This is a genomic window from Aerococcus sp. Group 2 (assembly GCF_905125285.1).
Lineage (GTDB): Bacteria > Bacillota > Bacilli > Lactobacillales > Aerococcaceae > Aerococcus > Aerococcus urinae_E.
In genome coordinates this window covers 131,353-152,402 of record NZ_CAJHPA010000004.1, presented here as the reverse complement: position 1 = coordinate 152,402, position 21,050 = coordinate 131,353, and the positions used below count along the sequence as shown (strand labels likewise).

Sequence of the window (21,050 nt, the reverse complement as noted above, 5' to 3'; positions counted from 1 at the left end):
GGTTTCGTTTTTTGCTAGGGTGTGGTTAAGGTCTAATTGCGGCCAAATAGTTTCCAAGCAGCAACATTGGCCCCGTTGGATTTATCCTTAATCACTTGTTCAGTTTCGTCGGTTTGGTAGGTATCAACAACCTTCTTATAGGTTGGGTTATCCTTATCTTCTTGACGGGCTACCACAATATTCACATAAGGTTTAGACCGTTCATCGACCGGTTCTTTGAAAATAGCGTCTTGGGGTGCTAAGCCGGCATCCACAGCATAACCACTGTTAATGAGAGCAATATCCACATCATTTAAGGTCCGTGGGGTTTGAGCAGCATCCATTTCTTCAATCTTTAGCTTTTTAGGATTTGAAGTAATGTCATCCACTGTTGGAGTAATCCCAGCAGCGTCATCCACTTCAATGAGGCCAGCTGACTCTAAGAGGATAATAGCCCGGCCCCCATTGGTCACGTCGTTAGGAATCGACACGGTGGCCCCGTCTTGTAATTCTGACAGGTCTTTAATCTTATGGGAGTAGATCCCTAATGGTGCCACTACGGTATTCCCAATGGAGACTAAGTCCGTGCCGAATTGTTCATTGAATTTATCTAAGAAAACTTGGTGTTGGAAGGCATTGAGGTCAACTTCCCCCTCTTCCAAGGCCTTATTAGGTTGGTTATAGTCAGAGAATTTGACGTATTCCAAGTTAAGCCCCTCACCTTTGAGACGTTCTTGGACGGTATCCCAGTCGCGAGTATCATCCCCAACCACCCCCAGTTTGACTGTGGTTTCTTGCTTGCCTTCACTGCCACTGCCACTATTAGACCCACAACCTGCTAAGGCGAGAATACTTAATGCACTTGTTACCAATACTTTTTGCCATTTCTTCATTATAAAGACCTCCTAATATTTTCCATAAAAAAAGTCCCTTACTATTCACTTGAATAGCAAAGGACGACGTATCGTGTTACCACCTTTTGTTCAGAGTCCTACTATTGGATATCATTGTAGCAACTCCCTCAACCTAGCCGAGACCTTAACTGTCTAGACTAGTGCTCCTGCTATCGACCGAGCCCAGCCGACCTTGTCTACTTATTGACAAGATATCCTCAAAGGCCATCTTCAGCGCCTTTCACCTAGTTCCTCTCACCAAACGGAACCTCTCTTCAAAGTGGCTAACACTTACTCTCCTTATCAACGGATGATTTTATGGATAATTAACTATGCACTTAGTCTATCACCAGGAATCGCTCCTTAGCAAGTGTTCGCCTGATACTGGTTTATCATCACTAGTGTTCGTTTTTATCGATAGCTAGATTAGGATGAGCCCTATTTCTTGTTTTTACGGTTACGGAAGAAGAAAAATCCGCCCACAATCAGTAAGACGATACCGACAATTAGGGCTGTTCGAGTCACTTGGGCCCCAGTTTGTGGCAAGCTTTGACTGTAATAGGTTCCCGCTAGTACACTAGTCCCATCACCTAGTAAGAATACCACTAAGGCACTGAAAAGACTTAAGAAGTAAGCCGGCAAATTGTTACTTATTTTTAACATGATCTTTGTATTTTTCATCAGAATCTTCCTCTCTCTCTCATTTTCTAAACCCATTATAGCAAAAATGAGACTTACACCAAATTCATAACTATCCTGCTGACTTTTCGATCGCAACTTAAGCCTGGTGGCCGCCGATCAGCTTATTGCGCTCTAAGCCAGTCGCCCCTTCCACCAAACTATTGGCATAGAAGAGCGAGCTAGGGCCATAGTGGTCGTGGATTTTTTGCATGGTGTCATAGAGACGTTCTTTCTGCAAGGTGCGGTCCGGGTCTTCAAAGAGACTAAGTTGAATGCCCACCTTTTCTTGAAATTTACTAGCACTGAGGGCGATTTGACGGATGGGCTGCTTATCCTCATAGTACAAACGAAAGAGTTCCACCCAGGCGGCATTGAGGTCTTCAGGACGGTCAGTGGGATCAATGGGGACTTGATGGCGGAAGCCACGCTCAACCACCTCGTGGGAATACCCGATTGACAGAGAGACTTGGCCAGCGAGTAAATGGTGTTGGCGTAAGCGGGCCGCGATATCATTGCCCATCTCGCGAATGATAATAGCCACTTGACCTGGGTCAGTATAATCGCGCTGAAGGATTTGACTCTTACCAAAAGACCGCGAGGAAGGCACATATTTGTCACGGATAATGCTGTGATCAATCCCGTTAGCATGTTCAAAGAGTTCAACACCAATAATCCCTAATCGCTTTTGCAGGAGGTAAACATCGGCATGGGCTAATTCTTCCACAGTATAGACCCCTAATTGGTTGAGCCGCCGCTCTAAGCCCTTGGCAATCCCCCAGAAATCCCTCAGTGGGTCAATCTTCCAAAGCGTTTCGGGGATCGATTCATAGGACCAGTAATCAATATAAGGCGGAGTTTTCTTGGCTGAATTGTCCAGACACAGTTTAGCCAAGAGCGGGTTATCACCAATCCCTACCGTGGCGGTAATTCCAAAGGCCTGGTAGACATCGGCTTGGATTTTTTGGGCAATGGCTTCATTACTACCAAATAACTTGTGACTATAAGAAACATCCAAGAAACTCTCGTCAATACTATAGATATGGAGATCTTCTGGGGCGACGTAGTTCAAAAAAATCTCATTAATATCAAGATTAATTTCAATATATTGGCTCATATTGGGAGGGACAATTTGAATATTGTGGTGGCGGGGAAATTCAAAGAGCCGCGACCCGGTTTTCAAACCATACTTGGCCTTGACTGTTGGCGTAGCAGCCAGTACCAGGCCGCCATTAGCTTCTCCCCGTGACATGACGACTAATTCTGCTGTCAAGGGGTCCAGTTGCCGGGCCACACATTCCACACTAGCGAAAAAAGACTTCATATCGATGCATAGGACATCGTGTTTAGGTTCTCTACTATAATCAAAATCATAATTGTAGCGTTTCATAACTATTATCCTCTAACTGATTCAGTGACTGCTTGAACAACTTTTCTTCATTTTACGAACATATGTTCTATTTGTCAAGTGGATTACTAAAGCTAACTTTTAGCCACTTATTAAAAGTACTTACTTTTTGTGAGCATAAAATTTGTCATTGGCTTTCTTAGTGGTTAAACTAGGTAGTGTAGTTAGAAATTTAAAAAATAAAAAACGAAAGTAGGAGATATTATAATGACTAAATATGGTGTTGTTTTAGGTTCAATTCGTAAGAACTCATTTTCAGAAGCGATTGCTAAAGGAATCGTAAAAGGTTTACCTGAAGATGCAGAAGTCACCTTCATCGAAACCGCTGACCTTCCCCTCTATAGCCAAGACTATGACGAAGCACCAGAACAACCTAAAGAATATACGCGTTTCCGTGAAGAAGTAAAAGCCCAAGACGCTATCATCTTCGTTACCCCAGAACACAACCGTAGCGTTCCAGCAAGCTTGAAGAACGCCATTGACTTAGGTTCTCGTCCATACGGTTCCAGTGTTTGGGAAGGTAAACCAGCTCTTGTTGCTTCTCAATCACCAGCAGGAATTGGTGGGGCTATTGCTAACCACACTCTCCGTCAATCCTTAGTCTTCTTAGATATGCCAGTGATGCAACAACCTGAACTCTACATTGGTAACTCCGCAAACTTCATCGGTGAAAACGGTGAAATCACTGCCGAAGATACCCAAGAATTCTTAGCTAACGCTGGTAAATCCTTTGCTGAATTTGCCGCAAAATTCGTTTAAGCCTAAAACTTTAACCAGATAAAATATCGACAACGGGCCGTGACCATATGAAAGTCACGGCCCTTTTTTAATGCTTCACTTTGTATAAAATAGTCAAGCGATTCGCTATTTAATGACTTGAGGAACTTCATTTTTTTCATTTTTAAATAAAGTCTGCTGTGTTATCCTAGACTTAAGAAAAATTATTAGTCACTTAAACTCAGGAAAGGAGTTTATTATGGATAAATTAGCGCTTCCTAACCGGGCGATCCGTCAATCAGAAAAGGAAATTACCCCAAAAAGTCTCAAGTTCTTACTGGCTGACTTTGCTATTATTGTGATTCTTAGTTCTGCCATTGCATCAATTACTGACTTTACCTTTGCCCGTTTTCAATTCTCCGAGAATTCCATTGATTTGGTCAACACCTTGATTTCTACCCTGGTCTTTGCCCTGCTGAGCTATGGGATGACTTGGGGCTTGGTCGACGCAGCGAAAAACCGTAGGCCCTACCAAGCTTTGAGTGTGTTCCGACCTTTTAAGAAGAATTTCTGGCATAATGCTTGGACCAGCCTCTTAGCGCAAATCGTCAATATTATTGTGATTTGGCTAATCTCTTTTCTAACAGCCTTTGCCCTCCTCGTTTTCGCCGCCCTAGTCTTTGGCTCTGACGATGCCTGGCTCATAGTTGTCCTGGTTGGTGGGGGACTTTTAATCGGCTTAATTGCTTATTGGGTCAATATTAGTTTAGCTATGACCCCTATTTTGTTAAAGGAAGAACCTGAGATGGGCGCCTTCCAAGTCATCAAGACCAGTTGGGGCTTAATGAGAGGCAACCGCTGGAGATATTTCTGCTTGATGCTTAGCTATAAGTGGATCGCCTATCTGCTCATTTTCATCTCCCTCGTTGTGAGTTTTGGGGTTATCGTCTCTGTCGACACAAGCTATGGTTCAGGACTCAATTTCTTAGGGTTAGTCCTCTTCTTTGCTGTCGCCCTCTTCATCGTGTTCGTTTCTGTTTACTACGGACTGCGTTCGAAAGTAGCCGCTGCAGTCTTCTACCAAGCCCGGCTCGAACAAGAACGCGGTATTATCGAAGGCCAATTTGAATAGATTTAGACATCAAAATAAAATAATATGCCTAAGTGACTCACTAATTTAGGGGTCACTTTTTGTTTTGTATGGAATCTTTAATTTTTATTCTTGTTGACAAGTTATTTAGCAATATTTATTAGTCATCTAGCGGTAAGCAGTAGTGGCGCTTTGAAATCAGTTCTTAGCCATGAACAAGCAAGCCATATGAAGCTCGCTAGGTGAGGAACCTTAGTCTGAGCCGATGCTGCTTTAACCGTTGGAACATCAGTGACTTACGGATAAAGTACAAAACGGCTTTAGCCGTTATTGACCCTCTATATTTCAACGACTAGATTTCAAAAGCAGAACGAATGCTTATTATTGGATGAAGAATTTTTTACTAGTTATTGTCTAAATAAGCTTATCAAAAGTCCTTCTATGCTAGAATGAGAGTAAATGACTGGCACAAATTATCCAGGAAGGAGATTACTATGGCAGCCATCAGCGAAGAACAAAACCACTTACTTTTATCCACTTGTTTACTGGCCGGTAAGATCATGATGGAATCAGGTTCCGAATCCTACCGGGTCGAAGATACTATGCAGCGGATCGCCCAAAACAGCCACCGTTTCGATACCGCCTCCTATGTCACCAACACGGCCGTCTTTATGAGCTTAAATAAGCACTCAGACATGCAAATGGTCTTAGTCAAAAAGACCTCCACCGACTTAGCGAAAATTGATGACACCAACCAACTTTCCCGCTCTTACGCCGAAGGAAAACTTAACCTAGAAGAACTCTATCAGGCGCTCCAGGCCGTTGATAAGCAAGAAAAAACCTTCCCCTTTAGTGTGCAATTATTAGCTGCGGGCGCCGCCAGTGCTGCCTTTATGCTAATGATTGACTCAACCAACTACTGGGATATTGGTTTTGCCTTTGCCATTGCCATCATTGGTTTTGCTATTTCTGAATACTGCAAGGTAGAATTTGAAATTACCTTCCTCAGTGACTTTTTTGCGACTACCGTCATCGGCTTTTTAGCCCTGTCCCTAAACCGCCTAGGCCTGGTCAATAACCTGGACTCCTTGATCACGGGCTGTATCATGCCTCTCCTTCCTGGACTGGCCATTACTGGCGCCCTCCGTGACCTCTTTGCCCGGCAGTTAATTTCGGGCATGGTTCAAGCGGTTAACGCCATCTTAATTGCCATTGTACTCGGTGTCGGTATTGCCCTCACCTTGCAATGGTTAGGTTAGAAAGGAGTTCAGCCATGTTTACCATTATTGAACAGTTTGCCTTGTCCTTTTTTGGGACGGTCGCCTTTTCCACCATTATTAACGTCCCTAAGCGGGCCTTGCTTTATTGCGGCTTAACGGGAGCCAGTGGTTGGATGACTTATTACTTCTTTATGTCCTGGTTTGGTGACTTAATTGTTGCTAACTTCATGGCGGCTATTGTTATTGGGATTATCTATATTTACCTCTCGCGCAAGCTGCGTTTACCGGTGATTATTTTGAATACCCCCGCTATTTTGCCCTTGGTTCCAGGTAATGCGGCCTATCTCTTTATCCGTTATGCCGTGCAAGGCAATTATCAGTTAAGTGTTTCCTACCTGATGGACGTTTTCAAGGTTTCCGGAGCCATTGTTTTTGGCTTTATGTTTGTTAACCTGGCTGAACAACAGATCCGCCGCCAACGCCAAGAACGGGCTCGCCGGCGTTTAAAGAAAAAAGCGGCCAAAGAAAAGGCCGAAAAAATGAAAATAGCTAAGTCTTAATTCTTCAATTAAATCGCTAGTCATCAAAAAAATCAGTGCCACTGTGAGCACTGATTTTTTCTTATTTTATGGCTGCATGCTTGAAATCTTCCACTTTTTGAAGAAAGTACTGGTGGATCCGGTAATCCTGGGTAAGCTCGGGATGAAATGCTAGACCAATTTGATTTTCATATTCAACACCCACCACCTTACCATCCACTTGTGAGAGGACTTCAACTTCTGGACCATAGTCAGCAACATAAGGTGCCCGGATAAAGACTGCCGGGTAGTCACTAAGAGGACCCACTTGACTTTGAGTGGCAAAACTACCCAGTTGACGACCGTAGGCATTCCGCTTCACCGTCACGGGTAGGGTTCCTAGGTAACGGTTGGGATCATTGGCTATGTGATCAGCCAGGAGAATTAAGCCAGCACAGGTGGCTAGGGTTGGTAGGCCATCTTGGATCAACTGACGCACGGGTTCTAATAGGCCTAACTTTTCCAGCAATTGCCCCTGGACCGTACTTTCTCCTCCGGGTAGGACGAGACCATCAATATCATCCAAGTCTTTGAGTTGACGAATCTCTTTTACTTGGGCTCCCAGCTGGCGGAGGATATTCTCATGCTCAATGAAAGCCCCTTGGAGGGCGAGTACAGCGATGGTCATCTTACTGACCTCGCTCTTCCATAATGATTTGAATTTCACTTGGATTGATCCCCACCATGGCTTCTCCCAAGTCTTCAGATAAGTGGGCAATTAATTGGGCATCTTGGTAGTTGGTCACAGCTTGAACGATGGCAGCAGCCCGCTTAGCTGGGTCTCCTGATTTGAAGATTCCTGAACCCACAAAGACTCCTTCCGCCCCTAATTGCATCATTAAAGCGGCATCGGCTGGTGTTGCCACCCCACCGGCAGAGAAGTTAACCACAGGCAGTTTGCCATGTTCGTGGACATATTGAACTAAGTGATAAGGGACTTTCAGTTGTTTTGCGGCTTCATAAAGCTCGTCTGGTGATAAGGAAGCTACTTGGCGGATTTGAGCATTGATCTTTCGTAAGTGACGGACCGCTTGGACCACGTCGCCTGTTCCTGGTTCCCCCTTGGTTCGAATCATGGAGGCCCCTTCTTCAATCCGTCGTAGGGCTTCTCCTAGGTCACGGGCCCCACAAACAAAAGGCACCTTGAAGGCGGTCTTATCAATATGGTAAACGTCATCAGCAGGCGAAAGAACTTCTGATTCATCAATATAGTCAATCTCAATAGCTTCTAGAATTTGGGCTTCAACAAAGTGACCAATCCGTACCTTAGCCATAACCGGAATCGATACTGCCTCTTGGATACCCTTGATCATCTTAGGATCACTCATCCGCGAAACGCCACCGGCCGCCCGAATGTCAGCAGGAATCCGTTCTAAGGCCATGACTGCTGCAGCTCCAGCAGCTTCGGCAATGCGGGCTTGTTCTGGTGTGGTAACATCCATAATTACCCCACCCTTTAGCATCTGGGCCAGGGCTTGGTTTAGTTCATATTGTGTCTTTGTCATGTAATGACCTCCTTGATTTGTTGCTTGTCGCTTGTTAAGCTATATCATAATTCAAAAGTGGTCTTAGACAAATAGTCAAAATCACAATAAAAAAGAAGCCAGTAAGGAGTAAAATAAGATGTTAACCTACCATCTAAAAAAAGGCCCAAATCCCCTTTATCAACAACTATACCAAGCCATTAAAAGCGATATCATTGCCGGTAAACTAGTTAATGAAGAAAAATTACCTTCTAAGCGCAGCTTAGCGAGAAATTTAGGCGTTAGTACCATTACGGTTGAAAATGCTTATGACCAGTTGATTATCGAAGGCCTGGTCTATAGCCAGGAAAAACGCGGCTATTATGTCAATGATTGGCAAGGCCTTCCCAGTCTAAAAGAGCGTGAAAAAGTCGACCACCATATCCGCCTGCCCGAAGAAGAAGACTTTACTTTCAACTTTTCCGAAAAGCAAAGCCAATCAGATACTTTTCCCTTTTCGATTATGAACCGGATGATGCATGATACCATCGCTAACTACCAAGCTGACCTGCTCAAACCGCCCCTGGGTGGTGGCGTGGCTGCCTTAAGAGAGGCGATTGCTAGTCACTTGGCTTCTTTTCGTGGGATGGCTGTCGACCCCAAGCAGATTATTGTCGGAGCAGGGACGGAATACCTCTACGGCTTACTGATTCAACTCTTGGGACGGGATAAGATCTACTGCATTGAAAATCCGGGCTACCCCAAACTACGGCAAATTTACACCAAACAAGGCGTTGACTGTCGCTTAGCCGGGATCGATGACCAGGGATTACGGATTGAAGCACTCGAGAAGCAGCAGGCCCAAATCGCCCATCTTAATCCGACCCATCACTTTCCTACTGGGACCACCATGTCGGTCAGTCGCCGCTACCAATTGCTGGCCTGGGCCAATGAAGCCAATGACCGTTACCTTATTGAGGATGATTATGATAGTGAATTTCGCTTCCATGGTAAGCCCCTCCCTACCCTTCAAAGCATTGATGCCAGTGCCAAAGTGATTTATCTCAACACCTTTTCCAAGTCCCTGGCTCCGACCATTCGTATTTCCTATATGGTTCTCCCAGCCCAACTGGCCAACCAATTCTATCGAGACCTCTCCTTTTACTCCTGCACCGTGTCAACCTTTGAGCAGTACAGTCTAGCCCAATTTATCCAAGAAGGCTATTTCGAAAAGCACATTAATCGCATGCGCCGCCACTACAGTAAGAAAAGAGAAAAAGTCACCCAGTTGATTAAAGACCACTTTTCCACTGATCAATGCCAAATTATCGAAGGCGAGACTGGTCTTCACCTGGTCTTAAAATTACAGACTTCCTTGTCCGATGGAGAAGTAAAAGACCGATTGCTTAGGCAGGGTATCGGGATTAAGAGCGTCTCCGACTATGATATGAGCCAAGTCGTGGAAAGTCGTCAGCTCTTTCTCTTGAATGATGCCGCCGTTGACCTCAGTAAACTGCAAAAAGCGCTCGCACTCGTCAAGGCCGAGCTATTTTCCTAGTCTCTTTCAAGCGAGCCAATGCTGGGCTGACTAGTTTTTTTAAGGGGAATGATATATAATTAATTAACTTTTTGGGGAGGTTAATTATTATGCATCATTTAGGTAGCCAAAGACTGGAAAGTCAACGTCTCATCTTACGTCCCTTTGAAATGGCTGATGTCAACCAAGCCTACAAGCACTGGACCAGTGACCCTAAAGTCACCAAGTACTTAACCTGGCCCCATCACCAGTCTCCTGCTGTCACCAAAGATGTGATTTCCCAATGGGTGGCTAACTATAGTCGCCCGGACTTCTACCAATGGGCCATTGTTTTAAAGGCAAGCAATGAAGTGATCGGTAGCATTTCCGCCGTTGACGTTAAAGAAAAAATAGCTGCCGTCCATATTGGCTATGCTATCGGCAAAAAATGGTGGGGCTTGGGAATAACCACCGAAGCCTTTGAACGTATTATTCCTTTCTTCTTTGATGAAGTCGGAGTCAACCGGATTGAATCCATGCACGACCCTAAGAATCCTGCCTCTGGCAAGGTCATGGAGCATTGCGGCTTAGATTATGAAGGCACCCTCCGCCAAGCCGACCGTAACAACCAAGGCCTCTGCGATGCCGCTTACTACGGCCTCTTAAGGAAAGACTATTATCGGTAAGACAAAAAGCAGCGAACCAATCGCTGCTTTTTAGCTTGTTCTTTATCTTATTTTTTAAGCACACAAGTTTTTACCAATTTTCCTTGTCCCAAGATAGACCATCCAATTGCCCGCTTGCTTGCTGGTAACGCAAGTCCAGGGCCTCAATGGCCGCTTGGCAGGCTGCGAGATAGGCACGTTGACCGTAATCCTGACTTTCCTTTTCCGCCTTCTCGAGAACTTCTTTGGCCCAGGGGCCTAACGGATCATTTTCAATCATAATAACCTCCTAGTGTCGTGTCGTTTTTGGCAAGGTGGCTTCCAGCATTTCTAATTCATCCAGTCGCCCTTCCCAGGCATCGATCAATAAGTCAATTTTGCTGCTAAGTTCAGAAGAAAAGTCTCCCTGCCGAGCTCTTAAATGATCGATTAACCAACGGCTCCTTTGAATAAAGCCGCCCCGCTTGGGATTCAAGAGATAGTATTGAAAGGCAACGTAGTATTTCTTTTGGTCAGCTTCACTGAGATAGTGGTATTGGCTGACAATAAAGGCAGGTAAAAATTCCCACTTTAAGGTCTGACACAGGGTTTGATAGGGGCTAAAGAGGGTCGATAAGCTGACATTGTTCTTCCCACCAGCCTGGTAATAAGACAAGGGACTCCCCAGCGTCACTATCAAGCCTAGTGACTTACCAGCGAGATGCCTATCATTCTGGTCCAGAAAATCATCACTTAACAGGTCCTGTAACCATTGCACCAAATGTCCAGGCGCTTGGTACCAATAAAGGGGAAACTGTAAATAAATCCGGTCACTCTTCAACAAGATTTCTTGGGATTCTTGAATAAAATCCTCATCATAGCTTGTCGGAACAGGGATAAAATTAATTTCTTCAGGACAAGCTGCCCTTAGAAATTGATGGCTACTAGAATTTTCCAAGTCAGGATGCCCACAAAAGATACTTACTGTCACGCTATCCATCTCCTTTTTCCTGATTCGCTTTCTATTCTAACAAATCACTCACAGCTTAGCAGGCTAGCAAACTCAGAAAAAGCCGTTTTATGAATCATGTTAAATTTAATCGTTAAAAAACCAAGTCAGTTTTGTCCTAACTTGGCTTGTTTTCTATAATAATTGTTTATTAATCTTCCCTAGCATTGACTTGGTCGAGGGCTTTTTGAGCGGTTTCTTGGGCTTCAGCTAAGGCTTCTTCTGCTGGGACCACCCTCCCAAAAACAGCAAAGCAGTAAACAGGGTCAGTACAATCTTTACAAATTTCTTCATCTTGATCATCCTTTCGTCCCTGAGCCAGAAATCCCTTGTACAAACCATTTTTGTAGGAGGATAAAGAGAATCAATAAGGGAACCACAACTAAAGGAGTGCCTTAATCTCATTTAGTACTTATTGGCAGGCAATTAACAGGGGGCATATCGCAATCTACATGGGGCAGTGATCGATAAAACCGTTGACAAGCAGACCAAAAATCAGTAAACTAGACTCCTAATAATTTTTTCATTGCTTTCATAATCCATTACTTATGAAAGCATGGCTACAAAGCATAAAGTCCCTGTTTTGTGACTAGCTTATAGATACAATTGATCACGTAAAAAGGCTCAGTTTATAAACTGAGCCTTTTTTCGTTACTTTAATTTTGTCGCACTCTATTTATTTAAAAATTCTTTTTCCGGGAAGAGATAGTGAAGCAAGGCTTCCGTCACCCGGACCCCTTGGCCTTGGGCAGGATAGACATGCATCATCATCATAGGGTTAAAGTTGGCCTCAATAAAGCCATAATTAGCCCCTGTTTCACTGACTTGGGCAGGTTTTTTTATGTCTTGGATCATTAAATCAATCCCCGTAATGTTAACACCTAAGGCTTGAGCCATTTGACTGGCAATGTCAAGATAGGACGGATGGACTTGATCTGTGACATCGATCGAGTCGCCTCCGGTGGAAATATTGGAGTTTTCTCTTAAGTAGGCCTTTTGCCCTTCTCCTAAGACACTGTCAAAGGTCAAGCCTTGTTGTTTAAGATTTAAGGCTTCGATATCTCCCAATTGAATTTTTTCCAGTGGGGTGCGGTGGTCTAAGCCTCGCTTAGGATCTTTATTCTTCTCAGCGACTAATTGAGCGATTGTGGCTTTCCCATTACCGACCACATTAGCGGGCACCCGGAGCAAGACAGCAATGGTTTTGCCATCGAGGACAAAGAAGCGATATTCTACCCCTGGCACATAGTCTTCTAAGAGCACACTATCGTCAGCTTCAAAGGCGATCCGACCGGCCTCTAAGAGTTCCTCACGGCTAGGTCCCTTTTTAAAGATGGAAATCCCAATGCCCATATTAGTCGATTTGGGTTTAACCACTAAGGGGCGGTCAAGATAGAGACCAGCTGCCGCTTCGATTTCGCTTAAACTGTGATAGGTCCGTGACTTGGGCACTTGGAAGCCAGCTTCTTGGATAATCTGCTTGGTGACTTCTTTATTGGCTAAGAGATAGTGGGAAATATAGCTATCCTTGCTGGTGATATTGCCATTCTTAACATATTCAGTGTGGTCGCCTACAGAAAGACGTAGTAAATTGTCCGACCGGTCTAAAATTTCCACTTGGATCCCTGAACGAATCGCATCAGCTATAAAAATCTGGGTTGAGAGCTCCATATCGGTAAAGCCACCTAGTTGATAAGGAGCCTTCAGAGCATTTTTACGGTTCTTTTCAGCAATCGCTAAGCCAGCCGCTAACCAGTCTTCCACAGTTGGATAAGCCTTGACAATTTGGGCCGCCGGAGTTTCTTCTGGAGCCTCCAGGCGATGAAGGATTTCTTCAATCAATGCCAATTTCTCTTGGCTAATCCCTAAGTCAGCCAACATTTGCCGCATCCCCTCGACGATCCGTTGGCCTTCTTCATAGTAGGCGGTTCGGCTGAAAGGATCTTCATTGGCCACTTGGGTTTTGATCTTAACGCCCAGTTCAATTTCAGGGTCATCTGCCATTTCATCGATCCAGAGCAAGTAGAGTAAGAAATATTTAATAAAGACCAGCTCTTTTAATTGAATGCCATAAGGGGCGTCGCCTTGGATATCAGTATTACGAACTTCCAAGTACTTAATCCCGGTATGGAGGAGGTCTCTAACCTTAGCCCCGCCCCGCAAACGCACATTAGAATAGAATTCCTTCTCAGCGTAGAGATGACCGGTTTTGACATTATTTTCCAGAGTAGTGATATAGGTTTCCAAATCATGGTAGGAAACATGGACATCTTCATGGTTAATGTAGCCATGCTCAGAATTACGGATACTCCGCACGGGATGCCCCACAGGCTCCACTCCCGGTTCAAAGAAAGACTCGTGGGCATAAGGACTAGCTCCTAAGAAGTAAACAATCACCCATTGATAGCGTAAAAAGTTACGGGCTAATTTTAAGTAGAGACCATTTCGAGCTTCCTGTAAATTTTCAAATTGGCTATAGTCAGACTGGTAGAAGCCCTTGATAAAATCAGGATCCAGGCCAAAGTTATAGTGGAGGCCAGAAATCATTTGCAATTTCTTACCATAGGCTCCGACTAAGTACTCCCGATAATCCACTGCAGCAGGGTCGTCCAGTTGAGCTACCTTGATATGATCATCACTAGGTAATTGAGGCGGCATGCTGTAAGGCCAGATGGCTTCTTCCTTGTCTAGATGCCTGATGGTAACATCATAGATCGCGTGCATCCACTCGAGCACGCCCTCTTCCCGACCAATCACAGGGGGTGAGACGAGTTCGGTTTGTGACTCCGCAAAGTCACGCTGAATATACTGGTTTTCACTCGACCCATCCACTCTTTGAGGGTGGGGCGTTTGAGCAATATGTCCTTCTGGAGTAACTCGATGGCCTTCTTTTTCAATACCAATGGAGGTATTTTCAAATAAGGCAGCAGTGTTTTCATTTTTGATATAAGCTTGTAATTGATTCATAACTTGTTTTCTCCCTAATAGTACTTGAGGTACTTAGACTATTTCCTTAACTTTACCACGATTAGATAATGGGAAAAAGTGTTTAGCTTACTTTTTGTTATTAAGTTTTCCTTACTAATTTGATATCAAGCTTGAACCCTAAGGACGGTCCAAACTGATAGAAATAATAAACTTTAATATATAAAAATAGGATATACTACTCATTAACAAAATATTGTCATTATAATTAAACTATTGAGAGGTTTATAGCTATGAAACAACTTGGACAAATTTTTAAAAGGCTCCGTGAAGCTAGGCATATTTCCTTAGCCGATGCCAGCAGTAATGACTTTTCCCCTTCTATGCTCTCTAAGTTCGAAAATGGGAAGAATGAAATCTCAGCACTGAAGCTCTTTACCGCTTTGGAAAACACCCATATTGAAGTCAATGAGTACCTCTATCTCGCCAGGGGATTCTCTGAAAGCTCACTGGTCAGACTGCAAGAAAAAATCCTTGAATCTGAATTGAGCACCGACTACCAAGCGCTTAAAGACTTATACCACTCAGAAATAGAAAAATGGGAAAAGCACCCTTCTAAAGCAAACCATAAAATTAATTCAATCATTATTAAAGCCCATATGAAGGGATTGGACGAAAGTACCCAATTAACTGAAGAAGAGAATACCTTCTTACATGACTATCTCTTCAGCACAGAAATTTGGGGAAACTATGAATTAACTCTATTAGCCATCAGCTCAACCCTTATTTCTTCCCGATTATTTACTCACTATACTCGCGAAATGTTACATAAATCTGATTTTCTCGGGTCATTAAAGAGCAATAGACACTTAATCCAAACGCTTTTAATGAACGGCTTCCTTCTCTGTATTGATAAGAAAGATTATGTCAACGCTGACTACTTTGACAAACAAATACAGGACCATTTCTTTAAAGAAAACGAAACTTACTACCGGATTATCTACCTCTGGGCCAAGGGGCTATATGCTTATAAATTAAATGGGGCCTCAGAGGGTATCGATCAAATGAAAGCAGCCGTTAATATATTGAAGGCGCTTCATTGTGATAATGCTGCTAATTACTATCAAAAAGCCATGATTAAAGAACAAACGAATCGGAAAGGTTGAATATATTCAATCTTGCCAATTTATTTTTGACACTTATTTCACTTTAAAAGCTTACCTCTACTCTATTAAAGGGGCTTTTTTAAGCAGATAGCTATTGGAATATATTCAAAATTCATTTTCTTAAATGAAGTAAATCATACAATACTTGAAAAGAGAGGATGTATGAATAATGAATTTACTGTTTAAGAATAGAATTTACCGCTATTTAACCCTATCACGTTTCTTTAATACTATGGGATCAGCCCTTTATAATATTGTTTTTATTGTCTATGCGGCTAATTGTTTTCATTCGAATTTAATCGTTGGGATGGCCAATATTATCATGGTGCTCCCAAGTCTTTTCACAGTCTTTGTTGGTATTAAGGCTGATAATACCATTAATAAAGATAAATATTTAATTTTATGCGGATTTATTCAGGCAATATTATTTACCCTGGTAGCCCTTATTATTAACCAGGCGACCCTATTCATTTTTTCCACTGTCTCTCTAATTAATATAATCAGTGATATATTGAGTGATTACAGCAATGGCTTAAAAATGCCCATGATTCAAAAACATGTTGCTCAAAAGGACCTAATAGAGGCTTATTCCTTTACTCAGTTGATTACTTTTATTTGTAGTCTGACTGGTCAAGCTATTGGGGTCTGGCTACTTACTTTTTCAAATAATAATTTCAGCCAAGTCGCACTCATCAATGCCCTATCCTTTTTAATATCTGTTGGACTGTTATTTCCCATAGTCAAAAAATTAGACTATAACAGAGTAAGCAGGGGCAGTCATCGACCGAAAGGCTTAGTAAAAGAAATTATCCCTATCTTCACCCAAATCAAACGATTATTTGACCAGTCTACTCATTCAAATTTTATTCACTTATTAATCGCTGTCCTCTTGCTAAACGCTCTAGGGGGGTCTACCACAGCAATCTATAATATTTTTCTTCTGAAAGAAAATCTATTTAACTTGTCATATAGCCAAGCCCTCTTAGTCGTTGAAGCTATAACAGTCAGTGGTATTCTCTTAGCAAGTCTCAGGCCCTACGATTATTTTTCTCAACTGTCTATTGGTCAGCTATTAAAAGTAACTGCCACCATCTTTATTTTGATGGGGCTGGCGAACTTTTTACATTTGCCAGTTATCGTGGGATTATCTTTTCTAGGATTTGCCGCCTATCTCTCGGGAAAGATTAACCCCAAAATTAATGCTTTACTCCTATCCCGAGTTCCCAGCCATCTTTTAGCCCGAACCAGTAACTTTCTTTCCTTACTTTTTACCCTATCCATTCCCCTTGGAACAGGAATTTACAGTCTTATTTCTGCTTGGAACATGTCTATGACCTGGCTATTATTTACTAGTACTGCCGGACTGATTACATTATTATCTATAAGTGAAAATAATGATCAGTAACGAAGAAAGGAAGCCTCTAAAATGATTGATATCGAAGCCATCATTGAATCAAGCCCAGAACTCATCCACCTACTTAAAATTATTCGTTCATTCAAACTTCCCGATTCTTGGCTCTGTGCGGGATGCTTACGCAATTATCTTTGGAATTATCTTAGCCATGGAGACCTCAACAAAAGTATCTATTTCTCAGATATCGATGTGATCTTCTATGATAAAAATATTTCCTACCAAGAAACCCTTAATATTGAAAAGACCATCAAAGAAAGATATCCCCACTACAATTGGGAGGTCAGAAATCAATATTATATGCATAAACACAGTCCCCATAGTCAAAGATATACTTCATCGAAAGACGCTGTCAGCAAGTTCCCGGAAAAGTGTACGGCTATTGCGGCTCGCTTAGATGAAAACGGTCAGGTTGAATGCTTTGCCCCTTATGGCTATGAAGATATTATCCACTTTAAAGTGGCTCCTACCCCTCACTTTTTAGAGGATAGCGACCGGCTAAAAGTTTATCAAGAACGCATTAAGAAGAAAAATTGGCAAAAAACTTGGCCACAACTTTCTTTTGAAAGTATACAGCAGATTGAAGAACCATAAAAAACAGCGAGCGACTGAAGTCCCTAGTCCAGTGGACAGGAAAATTCAATCACACGCTGTTTTATTATGTATACGAAAACACAAAGTCAATTATTTTAAAACATAGTTATTTAGCAAATTTTTAAGCTAACCTTATCACCTTACAGGGTCTCCTTCCATTGGTATTGGCGGATGTCTACCCCTTCAGCTTCCAAGTAATCGGTTAAAGGTTTGAGCTCTTCTGCATAATAACGTTCTTTAAACTTAGTGATGGCTTCTTTGGAATGGAGTTTAGGGTCCAGTTCCAAGTGTTCCACTGGGATTGGGCGGTCAAGACTAATCTTACAGTCAATCACAACTACTTTACCGTCTTTTTCATCGGCGATAGCTTGGGTAAAGACATCCTTCAATTGGCTAATCTCAGTCACGGTGTAAGCAACGGCGCCTTGAGCCTTACCAATCATCGCGAAGTCGACATCCGCGATATCAATTCCATAGAAATTATCGTTAGTATCTTCTTGTTCGTCACGGATAAAGCCAAAACGTTCATTGGTGAAGACCACGTTAATCATAGGGAGCTTGTATTTGACTGCGGTAACGATATCTTGCATGGCCATGGAGAAGCCCCCGTCGCCGGCTAAGTTCCATACTTGACGGTCTGGCATTTCCAGTTTTGCGGCGATGGCTCCCGGTAGGCCATTCCCCATGGTAGCGAAGATATTTGAGGTCCGCCAAGTATTCTTCGGCGTCATATGTAGGTGGCGGATAGAGGTTTGGGTAGTATTGCCCACATCAATCGAATAAACGGCATCTTCATCAGCCACTTGGTTAATAGCGTGGTAGACTTGGAAGAGTTGCAAATCGCCGCTCTCTCTTTGCTCTAGACTTTGGAGATAGTCTTTCCAGTTCTTCGCATTGGCGATATTGGCCTTGTACCAGCCACTATCGGTTTTCTCTTCAATTTTTTCTGTGATTTGGCGGATAGCTTCTCCCGCATCCCCTAAGATGCTAACATCAGCATCATGGCGCTTACCCAGTTTTTGTTGGTCGATATCGATTTGGATGAAATGTTTGACATGGTCAAAGGTTCCTTCAACTTCAGCAAAAGGAAAGTTAGACCCAGCAAAAAGAATGGTATCCGCTTCTTCTAGGGCTTCATTGGCAGGCTTCCAAGCCACCCGGTAGGCAGAACCTAAGAGGGCATCAAATTCATAGTCGAAGTTATCAAAGTTAATCCCGGTCACTACTACTGGGGCTTTGATTTTCTTAGAAAGTTCGATCACTTCTTGGCCACTGCCTTGGGTCCCAATACCAGCATAGATAATTGGCCGTTCACTGGCCTCTAAGACTTTAACCGCTTCATCGATATCCTTTTCACCGGGTGTCATTAAAGGATAGTCGCGGTAACTCTTAGCAGAAGAATACCAAGAATCCTCTTCCAGTGGTTCCCAACCAAAGCTTACTGGAACTTCAACTGCAGCCACGCCTTTTCTAGCAATGGCAGTACGGATCGCTTCATCTAAGACCTTAGGCAGTTGTTCAGCATAGGCCACCCGACGGTTATAGACAGCGACATCAGCAAAGTAAGGGTTTTGGTTGAACTCTTGGAACATGTCATAGTTAGACTGCACTTCTGGACGTTGGCCAATAATTGCTAAGACCGGCACATTATCCTCCTTAGCATCATAGAGACCATTGTAGAGGTGGGTTGCTCCTGGTCCCGCTGACCCGATACAAGCAGCAATCTTCCCTGTGAATTTAGCACTCATGGAAGCAGCCAAGGCCCCAGTTTCTTCGTGACGGACCTGGATAAAGTTAATCTCGCCCTGTTCCTTTTCAAAAGCATCCATTAAAGAGTTGAGCGAACCAGCTGGCAGGCCGTAAACATTCTTAATACCCCAGTCTTCCAATACGCGTAGTCCTGCTACCCATGCATCGATAGTCGCCATTCTATTGTCCCTTTCCTTTCTTTCCATTTGAATAATTTACTTTTTCACTATCACTTTATCAAAAGCAAGGCAAAATTATGAATAATATGCTCAATTTTTCCTTTTAAGGATTAAAATATGGGTTATAATTTAAAGCAAATTGATTTAAAAGGAGCGATAACTTATGCATAAAAATAATACTCTCTTTGAATGGGTAGCCATGGGGATGTATGCAGCTCTCATTATTTTAGCAATTACATTTATTCACATTCCCATGCCATCCGCCATTTCTAAAAGTTTTGTCCACCCAGGTAACGCCCTAGTGGTTCTCGGCGTACTCTTAATGGGAGAGAAACGGGGGACTTTAGCCGCTGTAGCCGGCCTATTTCTCTATGATGTTCTCAATGGCTATGCCTCAGTCGCTATTTTTACGGTCCTAGAAAACCTGGTAGTAATTGCCGTGGTATCCCTACTCTTCCGCAAGGTCTTCCATTCACAATTAAGTATTGGACGCTTGGCCACCATCGGGATCGTGGCTGGTGTCACTAAGGTGATTGTGATTTTCATCAAATATACCTTCCGCCAGGTCCTACTAGGAAATTCCCTAGCAGCAGCCATGGCCATCGCTGCAACTGGCATGCCAGCTAGCTTATTCACAGCAGCAGTTACCGCGGTTCTGGTTACCCTGCTCTACTATCCAATGAAGAAGGTCATTGACCGTTACCCCGCTTTAGCCGCTTAAAACAGATTAATTACCCATAATAAAAGGGACTGTGAATTTTTTCACAGTCCCTTTTATTATATATAAATGCTAAGTTCACTACTTTTTATATTGATGAATAGCAAATATACATAATTTGTTTGATCAATTAGCCATGAGCAGTAGTGACGCTTTGAAATTAGTCGTCAGCCATGAACCAGCAAGCGGTGTGAAATACGGATAGTAGGCGCTAGCCATACTAGCCGTTTGAAGCTCGCTAGGCGAGAGACCTCGGGCTCGAGCCGGTGCCATGGCTCTTAGACGACTAAATTTTAAAAGCAAAACGAATGCTCATCCACTCTATTTATTTAAAATCAAAATCTATACTAGGCTTTAGGATTTTTAGCCATCAAGTCTTCGAATTGGTCAATGTATGATTGAACAAAGTTGATGGTTGATTCTTGTTTAAACTTGCCGTTTTCATCTAGGAGGTCAGCCGAATGCCCCAAGAAGACTTCAGGTTGTTGGATAGTCGGCATAACAAAGTAAGATAAAGCCAGACGTAAGTTCTTGTTAGCACTGTAACCACCCATAGCCCCTACTGAATGAGAAATAATTGCAGCCGGTGTATTGGTCCAAGCCACTGCGCCCTTAGGTTTGGAAGCCACATCAACAGCATTCTTTAAGCAGGCAGGAATGGTGCGGTTATTTTCAGAAGTTACAAATAATACCCCAGCTGCATCTGTGATAGCTTGACGGAAGCTTACATAGCTTTCTGGTAAAGGTTTATTAGTCATTTCAGCATCATCATAGTCAGCATCATATAGAGGCAAGTCACGAATTTCGACAATTTCAGCGTCATAGTCGTCACTAAACATGTCGATCGCATTTTTAGCAATCTTACGTGCATAGGATCCCTCACGTAAACTACCTACTAAAACTACAACTTTTTTTGCCATAATAATTCCCTTTCTCCTTTAAAATAATATTTATTAATATTAAACTATATTAACTTTATTAACATTAAATTATAAAAGCAAGTAAGATGCCTATCTTTTTTATCTTCTTTTTAACCAATCATTGCAAGCCCCTCGAATGCTTGTTAAAGACTGGCTTTGGCAGGATAAAGCGCTTCACCAGCCCAATAACAAG

At 42.9% G+C, this 21,050-nt stretch carries 21 protein-coding genes; 10 read left to right on the top strand and 11 right to left on the bottom strand.

The genetic code is table 11. The annotated features are described in order from the left end of the window. Window positions 1-32: 32 nt before the first annotated feature. The 3 genes from JFU01_RS06835 to JFU01_RS06825 form a co-directional block, all read right to left on the bottom strand. The gene (locus JFU01_RS06835; RefSeq protein ID WP_195856365.1) at window positions 33-872 is read right to left on the bottom strand and encodes a MetQ/NlpA family ABC transporter substrate-binding protein; all 840 of its coding nucleotides are present in this window, start codon (window positions 870-872) and stop codon (window positions 33-35) included. A 438-nt stretch (window positions 873-1,310) separates the two neighbouring features. After that, the gene (locus tag JFU01_RS06830; protein ID WP_195856364.1) at window positions 1,311-1,553 is read right to left on the bottom strand and encodes an LPXTG cell wall anchor domain-containing protein; all 243 of its coding nucleotides are present in this window, start codon (window positions 1,551-1,553) and stop codon (window positions 1,311-1,313) included. Window positions 1,554-1,650: 97 nt separating this feature from the next. Beyond that, window positions 1,651-2,940, bottom strand: coding sequence for a Y-family DNA polymerase (locus JFU01_RS06825; protein ID WP_195856363.1), 1,290 nt, complete (start codon window positions 2,938-2,940; stop codon window positions 1,651-1,653). A gap of 225 nt (window positions 2,941-3,165) precedes the next feature. Between JFU01_RS06825 and JFU01_RS06820 the strand changes: the two genes are divergently transcribed. The 4 genes from JFU01_RS06820 to JFU01_RS06805 all read left to right on the top strand — a co-directional run bounded on the left by JFU01_RS06820 (window position 3,166) and on the right by JFU01_RS06805 (window position 6,545). Beyond that, entirely contained in the window at window positions 3,166-3,717 is a 552-nt protein-coding gene (locus JFU01_RS06820; protein WP_195856362.1) for an NADPH-dependent FMN reductase, read from the top strand. Window positions 3,718-3,934: 217 nt separating this feature from the next. Then, on the top strand, window positions 3,935-4,807 hold the full coding sequence (locus tag JFU01_RS06815) for a DUF975 family protein (RefSeq protein ID WP_195856361.1): 873 nt from the start codon (window positions 3,935-3,937) through the stop codon (window positions 4,805-4,807). Between the two features lie 452 nt (window positions 4,808-5,259). Next, a complete protein-coding gene (locus tag JFU01_RS06810) occupies window positions 5,260-6,024 on the top strand; it encodes a threonine/serine exporter family protein (RefSeq protein ID WP_064292118.1) in 765 nt (254 codons plus the stop codon). A 14-nt stretch (window positions 6,025-6,038) separates the two neighbouring features. Beyond that, entirely contained in the window at window positions 6,039-6,545 is a 507-nt protein-coding gene (locus tag JFU01_RS06805; protein WP_195856360.1) for a threonine/serine exporter family protein, read from the top strand. Between the two features lie 61 nt (window positions 6,546-6,606). Here the strand turns inward: JFU01_RS06805 and pdxT are convergent, their stop codons facing one another. Then, on the bottom strand, window positions 6,607-7,191 hold the full coding sequence (gene pdxT, locus JFU01_RS06800) for a pyridoxal 5'-phosphate synthase glutaminase subunit PdxT (protein ID WP_195856359.1): 585 nt from the start codon (window positions 7,189-7,191) through the stop codon (window positions 6,607-6,609). 1 nt (window position 7,192) lies between these two features. Continuing rightward, window positions 7,193-8,068: a pyridoxal 5'-phosphate synthase lyase subunit PdxS gene (pdxS, locus tag JFU01_RS06795; RefSeq protein WP_064292754.1), complete on the bottom strand. Its 876-nt coding sequence runs from the start codon at window positions 8,066-8,068 to the stop codon at window positions 7,193-7,195. 118 nt (window positions 8,069-8,186) lie between these two features. On the opposite strand from pdxS, the gene pdxR reads away from it, so the two are divergent. Further along, complete coding sequence (gene pdxR, locus JFU01_RS06790; RefSeq protein WP_195856358.1) at window positions 8,187-9,584, top strand: MocR-like pyridoxine biosynthesis transcription factor PdxR; 1,398 nt, start codon at window positions 8,187-8,189, stop codon at window positions 9,582-9,584. 89 nt (window positions 9,585-9,673) lie between these two features. After that, complete coding sequence (locus tag JFU01_RS06785) at window positions 9,674-10,228, top strand: GNAT family N-acetyltransferase (RefSeq protein WP_195856357.1); 555 nt, start codon at window positions 9,674-9,676, stop codon at window positions 10,226-10,228. A 70-nt stretch (window positions 10,229-10,298) separates the two neighbouring features. Here the strand turns inward: JFU01_RS06785 and JFU01_RS06780 are convergent, their stop codons facing one another. From JFU01_RS06780 to gshAB, 4 genes are all read right to left on the bottom strand, one after another. Then, complete coding sequence (locus JFU01_RS06780) at window positions 10,299-10,487, bottom strand: hypothetical protein (RefSeq protein ID WP_070560565.1); 189 nt, start codon at window positions 10,485-10,487, stop codon at window positions 10,299-10,301. A gap of 9 nt (window positions 10,488-10,496) precedes the next feature. Then, the gene (locus tag JFU01_RS06775) at window positions 10,497-11,177 is read right to left on the bottom strand and encodes an NAD(P)H-dependent oxidoreductase (protein WP_195856356.1); all 681 of its coding nucleotides are present in this window, start codon (window positions 11,175-11,177) and stop codon (window positions 10,497-10,499) included. A gap of 169 nt (window positions 11,178-11,346) precedes the next feature. Next, window positions 11,347-11,532: a hypothetical protein gene (locus tag JFU01_RS06770; RefSeq protein WP_195856355.1), complete on the bottom strand. Its 186-nt coding sequence runs from the start codon at window positions 11,530-11,532 to the stop codon at window positions 11,347-11,349. 335 nt (window positions 11,533-11,867) lie between these two features. After that, a complete protein-coding gene (gene gshAB / locus JFU01_RS06765; protein WP_195856354.1) occupies window positions 11,868-14,162 on the bottom strand; it encodes a bifunctional glutamate--cysteine ligase GshA/glutathione synthetase GshB in 2,295 nt (764 codons plus the stop codon). 251 nt (window positions 14,163-14,413) lie between these two features. On the opposite strand from gshAB, the gene JFU01_RS06760 reads away from it, so the two are divergent. From JFU01_RS06760 to JFU01_RS06750, 3 genes are all read left to right on the top strand, one after another. After that, window positions 14,414-15,286, top strand: coding sequence for a helix-turn-helix domain-containing protein (locus JFU01_RS06760; RefSeq protein WP_195856353.1), 873 nt, complete (start codon window positions 14,414-14,416; stop codon window positions 15,284-15,286). 169 nt (window positions 15,287-15,455) lie between these two features. Next, a complete protein-coding gene (locus JFU01_RS06755; protein ID WP_195856352.1) occupies window positions 15,456-16,691 on the top strand; it encodes a transporter in 1,236 nt (411 codons plus the stop codon). 21 nt (window positions 16,692-16,712) lie between these two features. Further along, the gene (locus JFU01_RS06750) at window positions 16,713-17,291 is read left to right on the top strand and encodes a nucleotidyltransferase family protein (protein WP_195856351.1); all 579 of its coding nucleotides are present in this window, start codon (window positions 16,713-16,715) and stop codon (window positions 17,289-17,291) included. A 140-nt stretch (window positions 17,292-17,431) separates the two neighbouring features. On the opposite strand, the gene spxB is transcribed toward JFU01_RS06750, so the two are convergent. After that, window positions 17,432-19,219 carry a pyruvate oxidase gene (gene spxB / locus JFU01_RS06745; protein WP_195856350.1) on the bottom strand — a complete coding sequence of 596 codons (1,788 nt, stop codon included), beginning with the start codon at window positions 19,217-19,219 and terminating at the stop codon, window positions 17,432-17,434. 163 nt (window positions 19,220-19,382) lie between these two features. Between spxB and JFU01_RS06740 the strand changes: the two genes are divergently transcribed. Further along, a complete protein-coding gene (locus tag JFU01_RS06740; protein ID WP_195856349.1) occupies window positions 19,383-19,940 on the top strand; it encodes an ECF transporter S component in 558 nt (185 codons plus the stop codon). A gap of 344 nt (window positions 19,941-20,284) precedes the next feature. Here JFU01_RS06740 and JFU01_RS06735 read toward each other — a convergent pair whose 3' ends face one another. Then, complete coding sequence (locus JFU01_RS06735; protein WP_195856348.1) at window positions 20,285-20,857, bottom strand: NADPH-dependent FMN reductase; 573 nt, start codon at window positions 20,855-20,857, stop codon at window positions 20,285-20,287. Between the last annotated feature and the right edge of the window lie 193 nt (window positions 20,858-21,050).